This is a genomic window from Streptomyces cyaneofuscatus (assembly GCF_042718795.1).
Taxonomy (GTDB): domain Bacteria; phylum Actinomycetota; class Actinomycetes; order Streptomycetales; family Streptomycetaceae; genus Streptomyces; species Streptomyces cyaneofuscatus_A.
In genome coordinates, this window is record NZ_JBHXOX010000002.1 from 316,713 (window position 1) to 334,393 (window position 17,681).

Genomic DNA, 17,681 nt, shown 5'->3' on the forward strand with positions numbered 1-17,681 from the left:
TCCGGTGGACCGAGGGGGCCGAGTGGACCGGTACGGCGAAGCCCCCGGTTCCGTACCCGGAACCGGGGGCCTCACGCGCCTACGGGAAGCGTAGGGCGGCCTACGTCAGGTGTCAGCAGCCGATCAGACGGGCGCCGAGGTACGCCTGGATCTGGTCCAGGGAGACGCGCTCCTGCTTCATCGTGTCGCGCTCGCGCACGGTCACCGCGTTGTCGTCCAGGGTGTCGAAGTCGACGGTCACGCAGAACGGGGTGCCGATCTCGTCCTGGCGGCGGTAGCGGCGGCCGATGGCGCCCGCGTCGTCGAACTCGATGTTCCAGTTCTTGCGCAGGTCGATGGCCAGACCCTTGGCCTTCGGCGAGAGCTGCGGGTTGCGGGAGAGCGGCAGGACCGCGACCTTGACCGGCGCCAGGCGCGGGTCCAGGCGCATCACGGTGCGCTTCTCCATGACGCCCTTGGCGTTGGGCGCCTCGTCCTCGATGTAGGCGTCGAGCAGGAACGCCAGCATCGCGCGGCCGACACCGGCCGCGGGCTCGATGACGTACGGCGTCCAGCGCTCGCCGGCCTCCTGGTCGTAGTACTGGAGGTCGGTGCCGGAGGCCTTGGAGTGCGCCTTGAGGTCGTAGTCGGTGCGGTTGGCGACGCCCTCCAGCTCGCCCCACTCGCTGCCGCCGAAGCGGAAGCGGTACTCGATGTCCGCGGTGCGCTTGGAGTAGTGGGAGAGCTTCTCCTTGGGGTGCTCGAACCAGCGCATGTTCTCCTCGCGCATGCCGAGGTCCGTGTACCAGTTCCAGCGCTGGTCCATCCAGTACTGCTGCCACTCCTCGTCCTCGCCCGGCTTGACGAAGAACTCCATCTCCATCTGCTCGAACTCACGGGTCCGGAAGATGAAGTTGCCCGGAGTGATCTCGTTCCGGAAGGACTTGCCGACCTGCGCGATGCCGAACGGCGGCTTCTTGCGGGAGGTCTGCTGCACCTGGCCGAAGTTGGTGAAGATGCCCTGGGCGGTCTCGGGGCGCAGGTAGGCGACCGAGCCGGAGTCCTGGGTGGGACCGAGGTGGGTGGAGAGCAGGCCCGAGAACTCCTTGGGCTCCGTGAAGGTGCCCTTGTTGCCGCAGTTGGGGCAGTTGAGGTCGGCGAGGCCGTTGACCGGCGGCTTGCCGTGCTTCTCCTCGTACGCCTCCTCCAGGTGGTCGGCGCGGTAGCGCTTGTGACAGGAGGTGCACTCGGTCAGCGGGTCCGAGAAGGTGGCGACGTGACCCGAGGCGACCCAGACGTCCGGGGCCAGGATGACCGAGGAGTCGAGACCGACCACGTCCTCGCGCGAAGTGACCATGTAGCGCCACCACTGGCGCTTCAGGTTCTCCTTCATCTCGACGCCCAGCGGCCCGTAGTCCCAGGCGGCGCGCTGACCACCGTAGATCTCACTGGAGGGGTAGACGAAGCCACGGCGCTTGCTCAGGCTGACGATGGTGTCGATCTTGTCGGCGGCCACGGTGCTCTCTTCATACGACGATGACGAACGGCGAATGCCTCAGATTACCGGCGGGCGCACCCCTGGGATCAAATCGGTGCGGGGTCCGACGATCTTCGGTCTCCCTCTATGTGACCTTCCGGGCATCTCATCAGCCTTGTTGACAATCGTTTCCACTTTTGTTGAAAATGACTGTCATGAACGTACGCCGCCTGATACCCACCACCGCCGTCGCCGGAGCAGTCGCCCTCGGTCTGACCGCTCTCTCGGCCTGCTCCACCTCCGACGCAGCGGACGGGGGCAACGGGGGCAACGGCGACCAGCTGAAGGTGACCGCGTCGTTCTACCCGATGCAGTTCCTGGCCGAGCGGATCGGCGGCGAGCACGTCGCCGTCACCAGCCTCACCAAGCCGGGCGTCGAGCCGCACGACCTGGAGCTCACCCCCCGCCAGATCGGCTCCATCAGCGAGTCCGACTACGTGCTCTACCTCAAGGGCATCCAGCCCGCCGTGGACGACGCGATCCAGCAGTCCGGTGTGAAGAACACCGTCGACGCCGCGACCCTCACCACGCTGGAGAACCACGGAGCCGAGGTCAGCGGCCACGACCACGGGCACGAGGGCGAAGAGGAGCACGGCCACGAGGACGAGCACGCGGAACATGAGGAGGGCGACGGCCACAACCACGGCCAGGAGGGCGGCGCCGACCCGCACATCTGGCTGGACCCGGTGAAGTACGCCGAGGTCGCCAAGGGTGTCGGCAAGTCTCTGGAGAAGGCCGACCCCGACCACGCCGCAGAGTACAAGAAGAACACCAAGGCCCTGGTCGGCGAGCTGGACAAGCTGAACACGGCGTACGAGACCGGGCTGAAGAACACCGCCACCAAGACCTTCATCACCACCCACTCAGCCTTCGGCTACCTCGCCGAGCGCTACGGGCTGACCCAGCAGGGCATCGCGGGCATCGACCCGGAGGCCGAGCCGACCCCGGCCCGGATCCAGGAGCTGCACACCATCGCGGAGAAGGAGAAGGCCACCACCGTCTTCTTCGAGACGCTGGCCAGCGACCGGACCGCGAAGACCCTCGCGAAGGACACCGGCCTGAAGACCGACGTCCTGGACCCGCTGGAGGGAATCACGAAGAAGTCCCAGGGCGCTGACTACATCGAGGTCATGGAGTCCAACCTCGCCGCGCTGCAGAAGGCACTCGGCGCGAAGTGACCCGCACCACATCCCGATCGGAGGCGCTCATGCCGGAGCGTGAGAGCACCACCCACCGTGAGCCCGTGGGCGACGACCGCGAGGCCGTCGTCAGCCTGCGCGGCGCCACGGCCACCCTCGGCGCGCGCCCCGTGCTGCGCGGGGTGGACCTCACCGTGCACCGCGGCGAGGTCGTCGCCCTGCTGGGCGCCAACGGTTCCGGCAAGTCCACCGCCGTACGGTCCGCCATCGGCCAGGTCCCGCTGACCGGCGGCACCGTCGAGCTGTTCGGCACCGAGCTGCGGCGCTTCCGCCAGTGGGGCCGGATCGGTTACGTGCCCCAGCGCACCACGGCCGCCGGCGGGGTGCCCGCCACCATCCGCGAGGTCGTCGCGTCGGGCCGGCTGGCCCGTACTCGGCTCCGGTGGCCCGGGAAGGCGGACCGGGCGGCCGTGGAGCGGGCCATCGAGCTGGTGGGCCTGGCCGACCGCGCCAAGGACTCCGTGAGCGCCCTGTCGGGCGGGCAGCACCAGCGGGTCCTGATCGCCCGCGCCCTGGCCGCCGAGCCGGAGCTGCTGATCATGGACGAGCCGATGGCCGGGGTGGACCTGGCGAGCCAGGAGATCCTGGCGGCGACCCTGCGCGAGCAGGTGGCCCTGTCCACCTCGGTGCTCCTCGTGCTGCACGAGCTGGGGCCGCTGGAGCCGCTGATCGACCGGGCCGTGGTCCTGCGCGACGGCTGTGTGACGCACGACGGGCCGCCGCCGGAGGCGCTCGGCCAGCACGCGCTGCCCGGCCACGACCACGTACACCCCCACGCGGCCGTCGAGCCCGTACGGACGGGACTGCTGACCTGATGTTCCTCGAATTCCTGAACCCGCCCTTCATGCAGCGGGCACTCATCGCCGCCGTCCTGGTCGGCATCACCGCGCCCGCCATCGGCATCTACCTGGTCCAGCGCCGCCAGGCCCTCATGGGCGACGGCATCGGGCACATCGCGATGACCGGCGTCGGCCTCGGCTTCCTGCTCTCCACCAGCCCCGTCTGGATGGCCACCGCCGTCGCCGTGGCCGGTGCGGTCGTCATGGAGCTGATCCGCTGGTACGGGCACACCCGCGGCGACCTCGCCCTGGCGATGCTCTTCTACGGGGGCATGGCGGGCGGTGTCATGCTGATCAACCTCTCCGACACCGGCTCCAACGCCAACCTGACCTCGTACCTCTTCGGCTCGCTCTCCACCGTCTCCGAGTCCGACGTCATCGCGATCTGCGTGCTGGCCGCCTTCGTGGTGCTGGTCACGGTCGGGCTGCGGCGGCAGTTGTTCGCCGTCAGCCAGGACGAGGAGTTCGCCCGGGTGACCGGGCTGCCGGTGCGGGTGCTGAACCTGCTGATCGCGGTGACCGCCGCCGTGACGGTGACCGTCGCGATGCGGGTCGTCGGGCTGCTGCTGGTCAGCGCGCTGATGGTGGTGCCGGTGGCGGCGGCGCAGCAGATCACCAAGTCCTTCAAGGTGACGTTCGTGCTCTCGGTGGTGATCGGCACGGGGGTGACCCTGGCCGGCACCGTGACCTCGTACTACCAGGACGTTCCGCCGGGCGCGACGATCGTGCTGCTGGCCATCGCGGTGTTCGTCGCGCTGACCGCGCTCGCGGCTCCACTCGCGAAGCGGCGGGCCCGAGCGAGCGAGGAGAAGGGTGCGGAGTGCACCCTGGAGGTACCGGCGGCCCGCCGGGGGACGGACGACCTGCGCGTTTGAGTGCGGCGTCCGGTCGGGCTGGCACAATGGCCCGACACATGTACGGGCGACACGAGGAGGCACCTGTGGCCACGGCGCCGATCAGTGGCACGAACGCAGCGCCGGTACGCGGCCGGTCCACCCGGCAGCGGGCGGCGGTGGCGGCGGCCCTCGACGAGGTCGACGAGTTCCGCAGCGCCCAGGAGCTGCACGACGTCCTCAAGCACCGCGGCGACTCCGTGGGCCTGACCACGGTCTACCGGACCCTTCAGTCCCTCGCCGACGCGGGCGAGGTCGACGTCCTGCGCACCACCGAGGGCGAGGCCGTCTACCGGCGGTGCTCGACCGACAGCCATCACCACCACCTGGTCTGCCGGCTCTGCGGCAAGGCGGTCGAGGTCGAAGGGCCCGCCGTCGAACAGTGGGCCGAGATGATCGCCGCCCAGCACGGCTATGTGAACGTCGCGCACACCGTCGAGATCTTCGGCACGTGTGCGGAGTGCGCCGCGAGCGCGAGCAAGAAGTAAGCGCGCGAACGTAGAGGAGGGCGGTCCCGGTACGCGTACCGGGACCGCCCTCCTTTACGTCCTACGTCACTTCTTGGCGGCCTCCGCGGTCTCCGCGGCCTCCGCCGCCTCCTGCGCCCCGCCGAAGCGGCGGTCGCGCTGCGCGTACTCCAGGCAGGCCCGCCACAGGTCCCGGCGGTCGAAATCCGGCCAGAGAACGTCCTGGAAGACCATCTCCGCGTACGCGCTCTGCCAGATCAGGTAGTTCGAGGTGCGCTGCTCGCCGCTGGGGCGCACGAAGAGGTCCACGTCCGGCATGTCCGGGTAGTAGATGTACTTCTGGAACGTCTTCTCGTTGACCTTGGACGGGTCGAGCTTCCCGGCCGCCACATCCCGGGCGATGGCCTGCGCGGCGTCCGCGATCTCGGCGCGGCCGCCGTAGTTGACGCAGAAGTACAGCGTCATCTTGTCGTTGTCCTTGGTCTGCTCCTGGGCGACCTGGAGCTCCTGGACGACGGACTTCCACAGCTTGGGCATGCGGCCCACCCAGCGGATCCGGATGCCGAGCTCGTCCATCTCGTCGCGGCGGCGGCGGATCACGTCGCGGTTGAAGTTCATCAGGAACTTCACCTCGTCCGGCGAGCGCTTCCAGTTCTCCGTGGAGAAGGCATAGAGCGAGAGGTTCTTGACGCCCATGTCGATGCACCCCTTGAGCACGTCCATGACGACGCCCTCACCGACCTTGTGGCCCTCGGTACGGGGCAGACCCCGCTCCTTGGCCCAGCGGCCGTTGCCGTCCATCACGACGGCGACGTGCTGGGGCACCAGCTCGCCGGGGATCTTCGGAGGCGTCGCGCCCGAGGGGTGCGGCTCGGGGGTCTTGTACGTGCGCCGGTTACGGCCGCCGAGGATCCCGCGTACTGCCATGAGGTTCTCAGTCTCCCTGTGTCACTTCTCTACGTACCGCGTCACTTCTCGACGTACCGCAGCGAGCGCAGGCCGCGCTCCAGATGCCAGTGCAGATAGGCGGACACCAGCCCGCTCCCCTCCCTGACATGGCGTGCCTCGCAGGCGTCCGCCGTCGCCCAGTCGCCGCTGAGCAGCGCGCTCAGCAGTTCGAGTGCCTGTGCCGAGGGTACGACGCTCCCGGGGACCCGGCAGTCACCGCATATGACGCCCCCCGCCGCGACGGAGAAGAACCGGTTGGGGCCCGGCATCCCGCACTTGGCGCAGTCCTCGAAGCTCGGCGCGTACCCGTTCACCGCGAGCGAGCGCAGCAGGAACGCGTCCAGGATCAGGTGCGGCGCGTGCTCGCCGCGGGCGAGGGTGCGCAGGCCGCCGACGAGGAGCAGGTACTGCTGGACCGCCGGTTCGCCCTCGTGGTCGGTGAACCGCTCGGCGGTCTCCAGCATCGCGGTGCCGGCCGTGTAGCGGGCGTAGTCGGCGACGATCCCGCCGCCGTACGGGGCGATCGTCTCGCTCTGGGTGCAGAGCGGCAGACCGCGGCCGATCAGCTCGCTGCCGCGCGCGAAGAACTGCACGTCGACGTGGGAGAAGGGTTCCAGCCGGGCGCCGAACTTGGACTTGGTGCGGCGCACCCCCCGGGCGACAGCGCGGACCCGGCCGTGGCCGCGGGTCAGGATCGTGATGATCCGGTCGGCCTCGCCCAGTTTCTGCGTACGCAGCACGACGCCGTCGTCCCGGAACAAGCTCATGGGGCCATTGTCGCGCACACCCGGACGGCGCCGTACGTCTGTGCGCCTGTGCGCCTCCCAGGGGCCCTAGGAGGGCGTGCGGGCGGCTGCGGCGAGCAGGCGGGCGGTGTCGTCGGCCGGGAGCTTCAGGGCGCCGCCCACCGTCGTCAGGACCTCGCGCTCGGCCGGGCTGTAGGCCCCGTCGGCGAGCGCGATCCTGGCGCCCTGGAGGAGGACCGACTCCCGGCCGGCGGTGGCCAGGTGCGGGGCGAGCGGGGCCAGCACCTCGTGCAGCTCGATGGCGAGGGCCGCGCCGCACGCGTCGGCCGCCGGGTCGTTCCGGGAGCCGTACCCGGTGTCGGCGGCGAGCACCTCCACCACCGTGTACAGCTGCTCCTGGGTGCAGTCGTCGAGCCCCGCGTCCCGGACGACGGCGACGGCGGTGTCCAGGACCGTACGGGAGGTGGTCCCGCCGGCCGCGAGGACGGCCAGGGTGACCGTGTGGACGGCCTCCCGGAGCATCGAGGAGAACTGGGTGGTCGTCGGGTGGTCCAGGGCGTCAGGGGCGAAGCGGGCACGGCAGGCGGCGCACTCCACGACGGGCCCGGTCTCGCCCCGGCCGGCCAGCGGGATGCCGAGGACGGTGAGCCGGCGGCGGCCGGTCAGGCGGCGGTAGTTGCGGTCGCCGCCGCAGCCGGAGCAGAAGAAGGCGCCGTCACCGACGGCGTCCCAGACCGTGCGGATGCCGCAGAGGACCGGCCTCAGAGCGCGTTGTCCTTTGGCTGACCGCACGTCGCACACCTCCGTAACGCTCCGGCAACATTGCCGTGTGTTGGACGTGATGTTAGCCACATGCGTAAGGCGGCGTCAGTATCCCGGAGGTCACAACCCTCGGATATGGCCGAACCCCGACCACCCGGGGCGGGCGGTCGGGGTTCGCGTACTACTGCCGTACGGGGTCAAAGCGGACGTCCGTACGAAGGGGAGTGCGGCCGGGTCAGCGGGAGGCGCGGTTGACCGCGGAGACGACCGCCTTGAGCGAGGCGCGGGTGGTGTTGGCGTCGATGCCAATGCCCCACAGCACCTTGCCGTCGATCGCGCACTCGATGTACGAGGCGGCCTGGGCGCTGGCGCCCTCGCTCATCGTGTGCTCGGTGTAGTCCAGCAGCCGGGCGTCGATGCCGATGGCCTGCAGCGCTTCGAAGAACGCGGAGATCGGACCGTTGCCCGATCCGGTCAGCACGGTGTCCGCGCCGTCCACGGTGGCCTCGACGGTCAGGGTGTCCGTGCCGTCGGTGTCGGTGGTGGTCTGGCCGGAACGGAGCTGGATGCGCCCCCAGGCGTTCTCCGCGTTCGGCAGGTACTCGTCCTGGAAGGTGGACCAGATCTGCGTCGGGGTGACCTCGCCGCCCTCGGCGTCGGTCTTGGCCTGAATGATCCGGGAGAACTCGATCTGCATCCGGCGCGGCAGGTCCAGCTTGTGGTCGTTCTTCAGGACGTACGCGATACCGCCCTTGCCGGACTGCGAGTTGACCCGGATGACGGCCTCGTAGGAGCGGCCGACGTCCTTCGGGTCGATCGGCAGGTACGGCACGGCCCACTCGATGTCGTCGACGGTCTTGCCCTGGGCCGCGGCGTCCTTCTCCATCGCGTCGAACCCCTTCTTGATGGCGTCCTGGTGGGAGCCGGAGAAGGCGGTGTAGACCAGGTCGCCCGCGTACGGGTGGCGCGGGTGGATCTCCATCTGGTTGCAGTACTCGCTGGTGCGGCGGATCTCGTCGATCTGCGAGAAGTCGATCTGCGGGTCCACGCCCTGCGAGAACAGGTTCATGCCCAGGGTGACCAGGTCGACGTTGCCGGTCCGCTCGCCCTGGCCGAACAGGCAGCCCTCGATGCGGTCGGCACCGGCCATGACGGCCAGTTCGGCCGCCGCCACCGCCGTACCCCGGTCGTTGTGCGGGTGGACCGACAGGCACACGAACTCGCGTCGGGACAGGTTGCGCGACATCCACTCGAAGCGGTCCGCGTGGGTGGAGGGCGTGGAGCGCTCCACGGTGGCGGGCAGGTTCAGGATGATCTCGCGGCCCTCCTCGGGCTGCCAGACGTCACAGACCGCCTCGCAGACCTCCAGGGCGAAGTCCAGCTCGGTGTCGGTGAAGATCTCCGGGCTGTACTGGTAGCCGAAGACCGTCTCGGGGCCCAGGATCTTCTCCGCGTACTCCATCACCAGCCGCGTACCGTCCACCGCGATCTGCTTGACCTGCTCCTTCGAGCCCCGGAAGACGACCCGGCGGAAGGTGGGGGCGGTGGCGTTGTACAGGTGGACGGTGGCCCGGCGCGCGCCGACCAGCGACTCGACGGTCCGCTCGATCAGCTCCTCGCGGGCCTGCGTCAGGACGGAGATCGTCACGTCCTCGGGGATCGCGCCCTCTTCGATGATGGAGCGGACGAAGGCGAAGTCGGTCTCACCGGAGGACGGGAAGCCGACCTCGATCTCCTTGTAGCCCATGCGTACGAGCAGGTCGAACATCTCGCGCTTGCGGGCCGGGCTCATCGGGTCGATCAGCGCCTGGTTGCCGTCGCGCAGATCGGTGGACAGCCAGCGGGGCGCCGCGGTGATCCGGTTGTCCGGCCAGGTGCGGTCGGCGATGTCCACGGCCTCGTAACCGCGGTACTTGTGGGCCGGCATCCCGGACGGCTTCTGGAGCTGCGTCGCGTTGGTGACGGGGGTGGGGCGGCCGACAGCGTTGCTCGCGGGGTTCACAGCACCGGCAGGGTTCACGGGCTTCGTCATGGCGTAGGGCTCCTCGGGGTCCGACATGGGGTCGGCCGACGGTGTCGCTGCAGCACCAGACTCCGCGGGGAGGGGGTCGGCCTACGACTACAGACCCTCACCGCGGCAGCTAAGGAGAAGCAGCCCGAAACGCATGATGCGACGAGCCTAGCCGAGGGTGGCCCGGGGTGTCGGTCCGTATCAGTATGCGGGACCGGGCATCGATGAGGGGAAAACGGTGACTCATCACTCCATTTCGTCAATCATCGTCGCAACCAGTGACACAGCCGTGACGGAGTGCCACAGTCGATGTCATGCAGCCTCGAACCGATGAAGACGGGCTCCACACCGTCTTCTGCACCATCGTCCCGCCCCATGTCCTCGACAAGCTGTCGCACTCCGGCGACGCCCGGCTGGCCGGTCCGGCCCGCCGCACCCTGGAGGCCGACGCCCTCCGCCGCGACCGCCGTCGCCTGACGGCCCTGGCCGCCGCGCCCGCCACCCCCACGGCGGGCGCGGTCCCCGCCAAGCCCCACCGCACCCTGTACGACTGCGAGAACGGCACATCCCTGCCGGGCACCAAGGTCCGCGACGAGGGCGAGAAGCCCACATCGGACGCCAGCGTCAACCGCGCGTACGCCGGACTCGGCGCCACCTTCGAACTGCTGCTCTCCGCCTACGGGCGCAGTTCGATCGACGGCAAGGGCCTGCCCCTCATCGGCTCCGTCCACTACGGCCACGAGTACAACAACGCGTTCTTCGACGGCGAGCAGATGGTCTTCGGCGACGGTGACGGGGAGATCTTCCTCGACTTCACCTACGCCGTCGACGTCATCGCCCACGAACTGGCCCACGGCCTCACCCAGTACACCGCCAACCTGCGCTACGAGGGCCAGTCGGGCGCGCTCAACGAGTCGGTCTCCGACGTGTTCGGCTCGCTGGTCAAGCAGTACTCGCTGGGCCAGAGCGCCGAGCAGGCCGACTGGCTGATCGGCGCCGGACTGCTGGCCCCCCGGGTCAGCGGGGACGCCCTGCGCTCGATGAAGGCGCCGGGAACGGCGTACGACGACGATGTGCTCGGCAAGGACCCGCAGCCCGCGTCGATGGAGGACTACGTCGAGACGGAGGAGGACAACGGCGGGGTCCACATCAACTCCGGCATCCCCAACCGCGCCTTCTACGTCCTGGCCACGGCCCTGGGCGGCAACGCCTGGGAGCGGGCCGGGCAGATCTGGTTCGACGTGCTGACCGGCGGCGAGCTGACGGCCACCGCGGACTTCGAGGAGTTCGCCCGGCTGACGGTCGCGGCGGCGGGCGCCCGCTTCGGGGAGCGCGGCGAGAAGGAGGCGGTCCTGAAGGCCTGGTCCGAGGTGGGGGTGCGGACGGCGGAGTGACCGTTCCCCGAGTGAGGCGGGCTTGAGCCATCAACCAACAAGGCGGGCTTGAGCGTTCACCCGGCCCCGGCTAGACAGGACCCCATGCGTATTCAGGTCAGCAGGACCGGCGGCTTCGCCGGCATCTCCCGCCACCATGAGGTCGACACCGAGGGCCGGGAGGACGCGGCGGAGTGGGAGTCCCTCGCCGAGGAGGTCCTCGCCGCCGCGCCCTCCGCCGAGGACGGCACCCCGGACGCGCCGCCGTCCGGGGTGCCGGACGGGTTCCGGTACCGGATCACGGTCGGGGACCGCACCATGTACTGCGCTGACCCCGATCTGACCGGGGCCCAGCGCACGCTGGTCTCACGCGTCCTGAAGGAGGGCGCGTGAGACCGGCCCCGGCTCCAGGACGCTTCTAGAACCCGAGCTTCCGGAGCTGCTTGGGGACCCATCTCCATGGCCGCACTCGCACCCTTCGGCCCCAGGGGCCTCAGCGGCTTCGCACGGCTGCGGCGTCCTCCGGCCGCCGGTCCCGGCTCGGCTCAGAACCCGAGCTTCCGGAGCTGCTTGGGGTCGCGCTGCCAGTCCTTCGCGACCTTCACATGCAGGTCCAGGAAGACGGGCGTGCCGAGCAGCGCCTCGATGTGCTTGCGCGACTTCGTGCCGACGTCCTTCAGCCGCTGGCCCTTCGGGCCGATGATGATGCCCTTCTGGCTCGGGCGCTCGATGTAGACGTTGGCGTGGATGTCCAGCAGCGGCTTGTCCGCCGGACGGTTCTCGCGCGGCAGCATCTCCTCGACCACGACGGCGATGGAGTGCGGCAGCTCGTCGCGTACGCCCTCCAGCGCGGCCTCGCGGATCAGCTCCGCGACCATGACCATCTCCGGCTCGTCGGTGAGGTCGCCCTCCGGGTAGAGCGGCGGGCTCTGAGGGAGCAGCGGGGCGATGAGGTCGGCCAGCAGGCTGACCTGCTGGTCCTTGACCGCCGATACGGGCACGATCTCGGCCCACTCGAAGCCCAGCTCGTCCGCGAGCGCGGAGACGGCGAGAAGCTGTTCGGCCAGCGCCTTGGACTCGACCAGGTCGGTCTTGGTGATGATGGCGATCTTGGGGGTCTTCTTGATCCCCGCGAGCTCCTTGACGATGTACTTGTCGCCGGGGCCGAGCTTCTGGTCGGCGGGCAGGCAGAAGCCGATGACGTCGACCTCGGCCCAGGTGGTGCGCACCACGTCGTTGAGCCGCTCGCCGAGGAGCGTGCGCGGCTTGTGGAGGCCGGGGGTGTCGACCAGGATCAGCTGCGCGTCCTCGCGGTGCACGATGCCGCGCACGGTGTGCCGGGTGGTCTGGGGGCGGTTGGAGGTGATCGCCACCTTCTGCCCGACCAGAGCGTTCGTCAGGGTGGACTTGCCGGCGTTGGGGCGGCCCACGAAGCAGGCGAAGCCGGCCCGGTGGGGGGAGGTGGTCTCCGTCTGCGGGGCAGCGGATTCTTGGTTCGGGCGAGCGCTCATGGCGACCATTCTCCCCGATCGCGGCGGCGCTCCCGCACAGCGGTCCGTACGGACCTGCCGGAAGGACGTACGGAACCGCCTCCGCGCCGGCCGGTCAGCCCGCCGTGACCCGCAGCCGCAAGGTGCCGTCCGGGCCCGCGAGGAACACCGGCGTCTCCGGTCCGCCCAGGTCACGTACGGCGGCGCGGTCCTCGTCGGCGGGGGCCTCGGCGGCGGAGACGACGGCGGCGGCCTCCAGCGAGGTGGCGCCGCTGGCGACGGCCATGGCGACGGCGGTCCGCAGGGCGCTCAGCTTCAGCGACTCCAGCGCCACGGTGCCCGCCACGTACGTACGCCCTGTCTCGTCGCGTACGGCGGCGCCCTCGGCCACCCCGTTGCGGGCGCGGGCGCTGCGCGCCAGGGTGACGATCTTGCGGTCCTCGGCGTCGAGGCCGTCGGCGTTGGTGGTGTCGGTCATGGCACGAGCATACGAACCGGGCCGGGCCGGCCACACGCCGGTACGCCGACGGGCCCGCGCCTCCTTCGTGGGGCGCGGGCCCGTCCACGTACCTCCTAAGGCCGGTCCAGCTTCAGCCGCTCCGCCTTCGGGAGGCCGGCGACGACCAGGTCGTAGGAGTCCTCGATCAGCTCGCGCAGCAGCTTGTCCGGGATGCCGGAGACGGTCACCGTGTTCCAGTGGCGCTTGTTCATGTGCCAGCCAGGGGCGACGGCCTTCGGGTGCTCCTCGCGGAGGCGGACCGCCTCGTCCGGGTCGCACTTGAGGTTGACCGTCAGCGGGTCGGCGTCCAGCGAGGTGAGGGCGAAGAGCTTGCCGAGCACCTTGAAGACCGAGGTCTCCGGGCCGAACGGGAACTCCTCCACGCTCGCGTTGAACTCCAGGCAGAAGGCGCGCAGCCGCTCGGGCGTCATACCGTCTCCGTCTCCGCTTCCTGCTCCTGGGGCTCCACCAGCACCGTGACGATCTTGTTCCGGCGGCCGGCCGGGGACTCGGCGGTGAGCCGGAGCTTTCGGCTGTCGGGCAGGTCGACGACGGCCGACGCACCGGCGATCGGGACCCGGCCGAGCGCCTTGGCGAGCAGGCCGCCGACGGTCTCCACGTCCTCGTCGTCGTACTCGTCGAGCCCGAAGAGGTCGCCGAGGTCCCCGATGTCGAGGCGTGCGGTCACCCGGTAGCAGCCGTTCTCCAGCTCCTGGACGGGCGGCAGCTCGCGGTCGTACTCGTCGGTGATCTCACCGACGATCTCCTCCAGGATGTCCTCGATCGTGACGATGCCCGCCGTGCCGCCGTACTCGTCGATGACGACGGCGACATGGCTGCGGTCCCGCTGCATCTCGCGCAGCAGGTCCCCGGCGTTCTTGGTGTCGGGGACGAAGGCGGCGGGGCGCATCGCGGTGGAGACCGGGTCGGCCTCGGACTCGCGGTTGATGTGGGTCTTGCGGACCAGGTCCTTGAGGTAGACGATCCCGACGATGTCGTCCTCGTTCTCGCCGGTGACCGGGATCCGGGAGAAGCCGGAGCGCAGGGCGAGGGTGAGGGCCTGACGGACCGTCTTGAAGCGCTCGATGGAGACGAGGTCGGTGCGCGGCACCATCACCTCGCGCACCAGGGTGTCGCCCAGCTCGAAGACCGAGTGCACCATGCGGCGCTCGTCGTCCTCGATCAGCGACTCCGCCTCCGCCAGGTCCACCATGGCCCGCAGCTCGGCCTCGCTGGCGAACGGGCCCTTGCGGAACCCCTTGCCCGGGGTGAACGCGTTGCCGATGAGGATCAGCAGTTGCGGGATCGGGCCCATGATCCGGGCCAGCGGCAGCAGCACGTACGCCGAGGCCGTCGCCGTGTTCAGCGGGTGCTGGCGGCCGATGGTGCGCGGGGAGACCCCGACGGCGACGTAGCTGACGAGGACCATGACGCCCATCGCGAAGGCGAGCGCCTCCCAGGTCTCCGGGAACTTCTGGAGGCAGACGTAGGTGACGAGCACCCCGGCCGACACCTCGCAGGCGACCCGCACCAGCAGGGCGACGTTGAGATAGCGCACCGGGTCGGCGGCGACCTGCGCCAGCTTCGCGCTGCCGCGCCGCCCGGCCCGGACCGCCTCGTCCGCCCGGAAACTCGACGTACGGGCGATGCCCGCCTCGGCGCAGGCGGCCAGCCAGCCGACGACGACCAGCGCGACGGCGCCGGTGATCAGGGGCGCGATCACGAGACGGTGGGGGCCGGGGAGGCACCGGTGAGACCGTGCTCGCCGCGCCAGCCGTCCACGATGGCGGCCTGGAGGCCGAACATCTCGGCCTTCTCCTCGGGCACCTCATGGTCGTACCCCAGCAGGTGCAGCACCCCGTGGACGGTCAGGAGCTGGAGCTCCTCGTCCATGGAGTGCTGCGTCGGCGCCTCTTCGCCCTGCCGCTTCGCGACCTCCGGGCAGAGCACGATGTCGCCGAGGAGCCCCTGCGGGGGCTCCTCGTCGTCCTTGGCCGGCGGACGCAGCTCGTCCATCGGGAAGGACATGACATCGGTCGGACCGGGGAGGTCCATCCACTGGATGTGCAGCTGCTCCATGGCGTCGGTGTCCACCACGATCACCGAGAGCTCGGACAGCGGGTGGATCCGCATCCGGGCCAGTGCGTAGCGGGCGATGTCGAGGATCGCCTGCTCGTCGACCTCGGTTCCGGACTCGTTGTTGACGTCGATCGACATGGTGCGCTGCGACTACTTCCCTTTACGGCGGTCGCGTCGGCCGTCTTCCCGGCCGTCCGCCTGACCGTCCTGCTGACCGTTTCGGCTGTCGTACTTCTCGTACGCGTCGACGATACGGCCGACGAGCTTGTGCCGGACGACATCCTGGGAGGTGAGGCGGGAGAAGTGCACGTCCTCCACGCCGTCCAGGATCTCCTGGACCTGCCGGAGCCCGCTCTTGGTGCCGCTCGGCAGGTCGACCTGGGTGATGTCACCGGTGATGACGATCTTGGAGTCGAAGCCGAGGCGGGTGAGGAACATCTTCATCTGCTCGGCGCTGGTGTTCTGCGCCTCGTCGAGGATGATGAACGCGTCGTTGAGCGTGCGGCCGCGCATGTAGGCGAGCGGCGCCACCTCGATCGTGCCCGCCGCCATCAGGCGCGGGATCGAGTCGGGGTCCAGCATGTCGTGCAGCGCGTCGTAGAGCGGGCGCAGATACGGGTCGATCTTGTCGAAGAGGGTGCCCGGGAGGAAGCCGAGCCGCTCCCCCGCCTCGACCGCCGGGCGGGTCAGGATGATGCGGCTGACCTGCTTGGCCTGGAGCGCCTGGACGGCCTTGGCCATGGCCAGGTAGGTCTTGCCGGTGCCCGCGGGGCCGATGCCGAAGACGATCGTGTGCTGGTCGATCGCGTCGACGTAGCGCTTCTGGTTGAGCGTCTTGGGGCGGATGGTGCGGCCGCGGTTGGAGAGGATGTTCTGGGTGAGCACCTCGGCGGGTGTCTCGCCCTGGGGGTCTCCCTCGCCGGTGCCGGCCGCCCTGAGCATGGCGATCGACCGTTCCACTGCGTCCTCCGTCATCGGCGCTCCGGTGCGGAGCACGAGCATCATCTCGTCGAACAGGCGCTGGATGAGGGCGACGTCGGCCGCCTCGCCCGTGGCGCTGATCTCGTTGCCCCGGACATGGATGTCGGCCGCCGGGAAGGCCTCTTCGATCACGCGCAACAGCGAGTCACCCGATCCGAGGAGCATCACCATGGGGTGAGCGGCCGGGATCCGGATCTGGGCACGCGCCTGCGGGTGTGTGGGTGTCTGAGTCATGGGCCGGCCCTCGGGCCTGCGCATACCTCCCGTTGCAGGGCTGTCGCTGCTCGACAACCTCTGGATCACCAAGCCTACGACTTGGCAGTGACAACGCGGACTCCTTTTACCGGCCGTGTGTACGAGGGGTCTTACCCGGGGTCCGACGAGGCGTCTGTGGCGGCCGCCGGCGCCCGCTCACTGGCGGAAGCCGATCGTGGGGACCGCGCGCCGCAGCGGCCAGGCGCGGGCCGTGGTGGGGAGCAAGTCCTCCAGGAACGCGTACCGCTCCAGGGCGGTGGGGTCCTGGTCGTCGAGGGTGCGGATGCGCTGCCACCAGGCGGCGATCTCGGCCCAGCCGGGTGCGGAGAGTGAGCCGCCGAACTCCTGGACCGAGAGGGCGGCGGTCAGCCCGGCGAAGGCGAGGCGGTCGGCGAGCGGCCAGTCGGCGAGGGTGCCGGTGACGAACCCGGCCACGAACACGTCCCCGGCGCCGGTCGGGTCGAGGGCCTCCACCTCGATGGCGGGCACCTGGGCGGCGGCCCCGGTGCGGCCGTCGACGGCGTACGCGCCCTCGGCGCCCAGGGTGACGACGGCGAGGGGGACGCGTTCGGCCAGCGCGTGGGCGGCGGCGCGCGGACAGTCGGTGCGGGTGTAGCGCATCGCCTCCTCGGCGTTGGGGAGGAACGCCTCGCAGTGCGCCAGGTCGGGCAGCGCGTCCAGGTCCCAGCGGCCCGTCTCGTCCCAGCCGACGTCGGCGAAGATCAGCGCGCCGTGCCGGGCGGCGGTGGCCACCCAGGGTTCGCTGCGGCCGGGGACGAGCGAGGCGATCGCGGCCCGGGCGCGCGGGGGGCACCGGGGGAAGGCGGGGTCCGGGGCGGCGGTGGCCTGCCCCGGAACGGCTGAAGGCGCCGGGGCCTCGTGGCCGTGGGAGACCATCGTGCGCTCGCCCTCGTACGCCATGGAGACCGTGACCGGGGAGTGCCAGCCGGGGACGGTGTGCGATATCGACAGGTCGATGCCCTCGCCCTGTTCGAGGGCGTCCCAGCAGTACTCGCCGTAGTGGTCGTCGCCGAACGCGGCGGCCAGCGAGGTGTGCAGGCCGAGGCGGGCAAGCGCGGTGGCCATGTTGGCGACCCCGCCGGGGCTGGAGCCCATGCCCCGGGCCCAGGACTCGGTGCCGCGTACGGGGGCGCTGTCGAGGCCGGTGAAGATGATGTCGAGGAAGACCGTGCCGGTCAGGAAGACGTCGCAGGCGGGGTCCTGCGGGGCGCGCAGCGCCAGCAGCGGGTCGATTCCTGGAGTGTCAGTGCTCACCGCGCGCTCCCCGGCCGTTCGGCAGATCTGGACAGTGTGAGATCCGGCCAGTCTGCCCGATTCGGGGTCAGGGGCGGAGCCTCCCCGCCGATCCGGGTGACCATCGGCGTGCGGTGCTGACCTGCATAAACATGCGCCACTACCCGCCCTCCGGATGCATAAACGCATAAGTGGCCCAGATCACAGCGAGGCGACTTTCGGTCGACTGGGAGCGCTTGATACAAATTGCCCCGCGAGCACCTTCGGGGACGTTGCCCGACGAGAGCCGCATCTCCCGCATTTCCCCGTACCGCCTCGCATTCTCCCCCTTCCCGTGCGCCGGGCATCGCTCTGCTCTGCCCTGTTCTG

Annotated in this window: 18 protein-coding genes; 6 read left to right on the forward strand and 12 right to left on the reverse strand. The window is 70.1% G+C overall.

Features of this window, described 5'->3' with window-relative positions; translation table 11 throughout:
* Window positions 1–112: 112 nt before the first annotated feature.
* On the reverse strand, window positions 113–1,495 hold the full coding sequence (locus tag ACFWRT_RS03110) for a glycine--tRNA ligase (RefSeq protein ID WP_380952653.1): 1,383 nt from the start codon (window positions 1,493–1,495) through the stop codon (window positions 113–115).
* 176 nt (window positions 1,496–1,671) lie between these two features.
* On the opposite strand from ACFWRT_RS03110, the gene ACFWRT_RS03115 reads away from it, so the two are divergent.
* The 4 genes from ACFWRT_RS03115 to ACFWRT_RS03130 all read left to right on the forward strand — a co-directional run bounded on the left by ACFWRT_RS03115 (window position 1,672) and on the right by ACFWRT_RS03130 (window position 4,935).
* The gene (locus tag ACFWRT_RS03115) at window positions 1,672–2,694 is read left to right on the forward strand and encodes a metal ABC transporter substrate-binding protein (RefSeq protein WP_380952652.1); all 1,023 of its coding nucleotides are present in this window, start codon (window positions 1,672–1,674) and stop codon (window positions 2,692–2,694) included.
* A gap of 29 nt (window positions 2,695–2,723) precedes the next feature.
* Window positions 2,724–3,530 carry a metal ABC transporter ATP-binding protein gene (locus tag ACFWRT_RS03120; RefSeq protein WP_380952651.1) on the forward strand — a complete coding sequence of 269 codons (807 nt, stop codon included), beginning with the start codon at window positions 2,724–2,726 and terminating at the stop codon, window positions 3,528–3,530.
* Complete coding sequence (locus ACFWRT_RS03125) at window positions 3,530–4,429, forward strand: metal ABC transporter permease (RefSeq protein ID WP_380952650.1); 900 nt, start codon at window positions 3,530–3,532, stop codon at window positions 4,427–4,429. Before ACFWRT_RS03120 ends, ACFWRT_RS03125 begins: the two co-directional genes overlap by 1 nt.
* Window positions 4,430–4,494: 65 nt before the next feature.
* A complete protein-coding gene (locus ACFWRT_RS03130) occupies window positions 4,495–4,935 on the forward strand; it encodes a Fur family transcriptional regulator (RefSeq protein ID WP_380952649.1) in 441 nt (146 codons plus the stop codon).
* 66 nt (window positions 4,936–5,001) lie between these two features.
* Here the strand turns inward: ACFWRT_RS03130 and ACFWRT_RS03135 are convergent, their stop codons facing one another.
* The 4 genes from ACFWRT_RS03135 to leuA form a co-directional block, all read right to left on the reverse strand.
* The gene (locus ACFWRT_RS03135) at window positions 5,002–5,841 is read right to left on the reverse strand and encodes an isoprenyl transferase (protein ID WP_380952648.1); all 840 of its coding nucleotides are present in this window, start codon (window positions 5,839–5,841) and stop codon (window positions 5,002–5,004) included.
* Window positions 5,842–5,882: 41 nt separating this feature from the next.
* A complete protein-coding gene (gene recO / locus ACFWRT_RS03140) occupies window positions 5,883–6,629 on the reverse strand; it encodes a DNA repair protein RecO (protein ID WP_026241394.1) in 747 nt (248 codons plus the stop codon).
* A 66-nt stretch (window positions 6,630–6,695) separates the two neighbouring features.
* The gene (locus ACFWRT_RS03145; protein WP_380952647.1) at window positions 6,696–7,400 is read right to left on the reverse strand and encodes a TerB family tellurite resistance protein; all 705 of its coding nucleotides are present in this window, start codon (window positions 7,398–7,400) and stop codon (window positions 6,696–6,698) included.
* A 205-nt stretch (window positions 7,401–7,605) separates the two neighbouring features.
* Window positions 7,606–9,402, reverse strand: a complete 1,797-nt coding sequence (gene leuA, locus ACFWRT_RS03150; protein ID WP_380952646.1) for a 2-isopropylmalate synthase — start codon at window positions 9,400–9,402, stop codon at window positions 7,606–7,608.
* Window positions 9,403–9,695: 293 nt separating this feature from the next.
* On the opposite strand from leuA, the gene ACFWRT_RS03155 reads away from it, so the two are divergent.
* Window positions 9,696–10,775, forward strand: coding sequence for a M4 family metallopeptidase (locus ACFWRT_RS03155; protein ID WP_380952645.1), 1,080 nt, complete (start codon window positions 9,696–9,698; stop codon window positions 10,773–10,775).
* Between the two features lie 84 nt (window positions 10,776–10,859).
* Window positions 10,860–11,147: a protealysin inhibitor emfourin gene (locus ACFWRT_RS03160; protein WP_380952643.1), complete on the forward strand. Its 288-nt coding sequence runs from the start codon at window positions 10,860–10,862 to the stop codon at window positions 11,145–11,147.
* A 152-nt stretch (window positions 11,148–11,299) separates the two neighbouring features.
* On the opposite strand, the gene era is transcribed toward ACFWRT_RS03160, so the two are convergent.
* The 7 genes from era to ACFWRT_RS03195 form a co-directional block, all read right to left on the reverse strand.
* Window positions 11,300–12,274, reverse strand: coding sequence for a GTPase Era (gene era, locus ACFWRT_RS03165; protein WP_380952641.1), 975 nt, complete (start codon window positions 12,272–12,274; stop codon window positions 11,300–11,302).
* Window positions 12,275–12,359: 85 nt separating this feature from the next.
* Window positions 12,360–12,722, reverse strand: a complete 363-nt coding sequence (locus ACFWRT_RS03170) for a cytidine deaminase (RefSeq protein WP_380952640.1) — start codon at window positions 12,720–12,722, stop codon at window positions 12,360–12,362.
* A gap of 95 nt (window positions 12,723–12,817) precedes the next feature.
* Window positions 12,818–13,174, reverse strand: coding sequence for an MmcQ/YjbR family DNA-binding protein (locus ACFWRT_RS03175; RefSeq protein ID WP_380952639.1), 357 nt, complete (start codon window positions 13,172–13,174; stop codon window positions 12,818–12,820).
* Window positions 13,171–14,466 (reverse strand): hemolysin family protein, encoded by a 1,296-nt coding sequence (locus ACFWRT_RS03180; RefSeq protein ID WP_380952638.1) that lies wholly within the window; start codon window positions 14,464–14,466, stop codon window positions 13,171–13,173. Before ACFWRT_RS03180 ends, ACFWRT_RS03175 begins: the two co-directional genes overlap by 4 nt.
* Window positions 14,463–14,960, reverse strand: a complete 498-nt coding sequence (gene ybeY, locus ACFWRT_RS03185) for an rRNA maturation RNase YbeY (protein ID WP_380952637.1) — start codon at window positions 14,958–14,960, stop codon at window positions 14,463–14,465. Before ybeY ends, ACFWRT_RS03180 begins: the two co-directional genes overlap by 4 nt.
* A 12-nt stretch (window positions 14,961–14,972) precedes the next feature.
* Window positions 14,973–16,037, reverse strand: coding sequence for a PhoH family protein (locus ACFWRT_RS03190; RefSeq protein ID WP_380952636.1), 1,065 nt, complete (start codon window positions 16,035–16,037; stop codon window positions 14,973–14,975).
* 177 nt (window positions 16,038–16,214) lie between these two features.
* The gene (locus tag ACFWRT_RS03195; RefSeq protein WP_380952634.1) at window positions 16,215–17,333 is read right to left on the reverse strand and encodes a carbohydrate kinase family protein; all 1,119 of its coding nucleotides are present in this window, start codon (window positions 17,331–17,333) and stop codon (window positions 16,215–16,217) included.
* Window positions 17,334–17,681 lie beyond the last annotated feature (348 nt).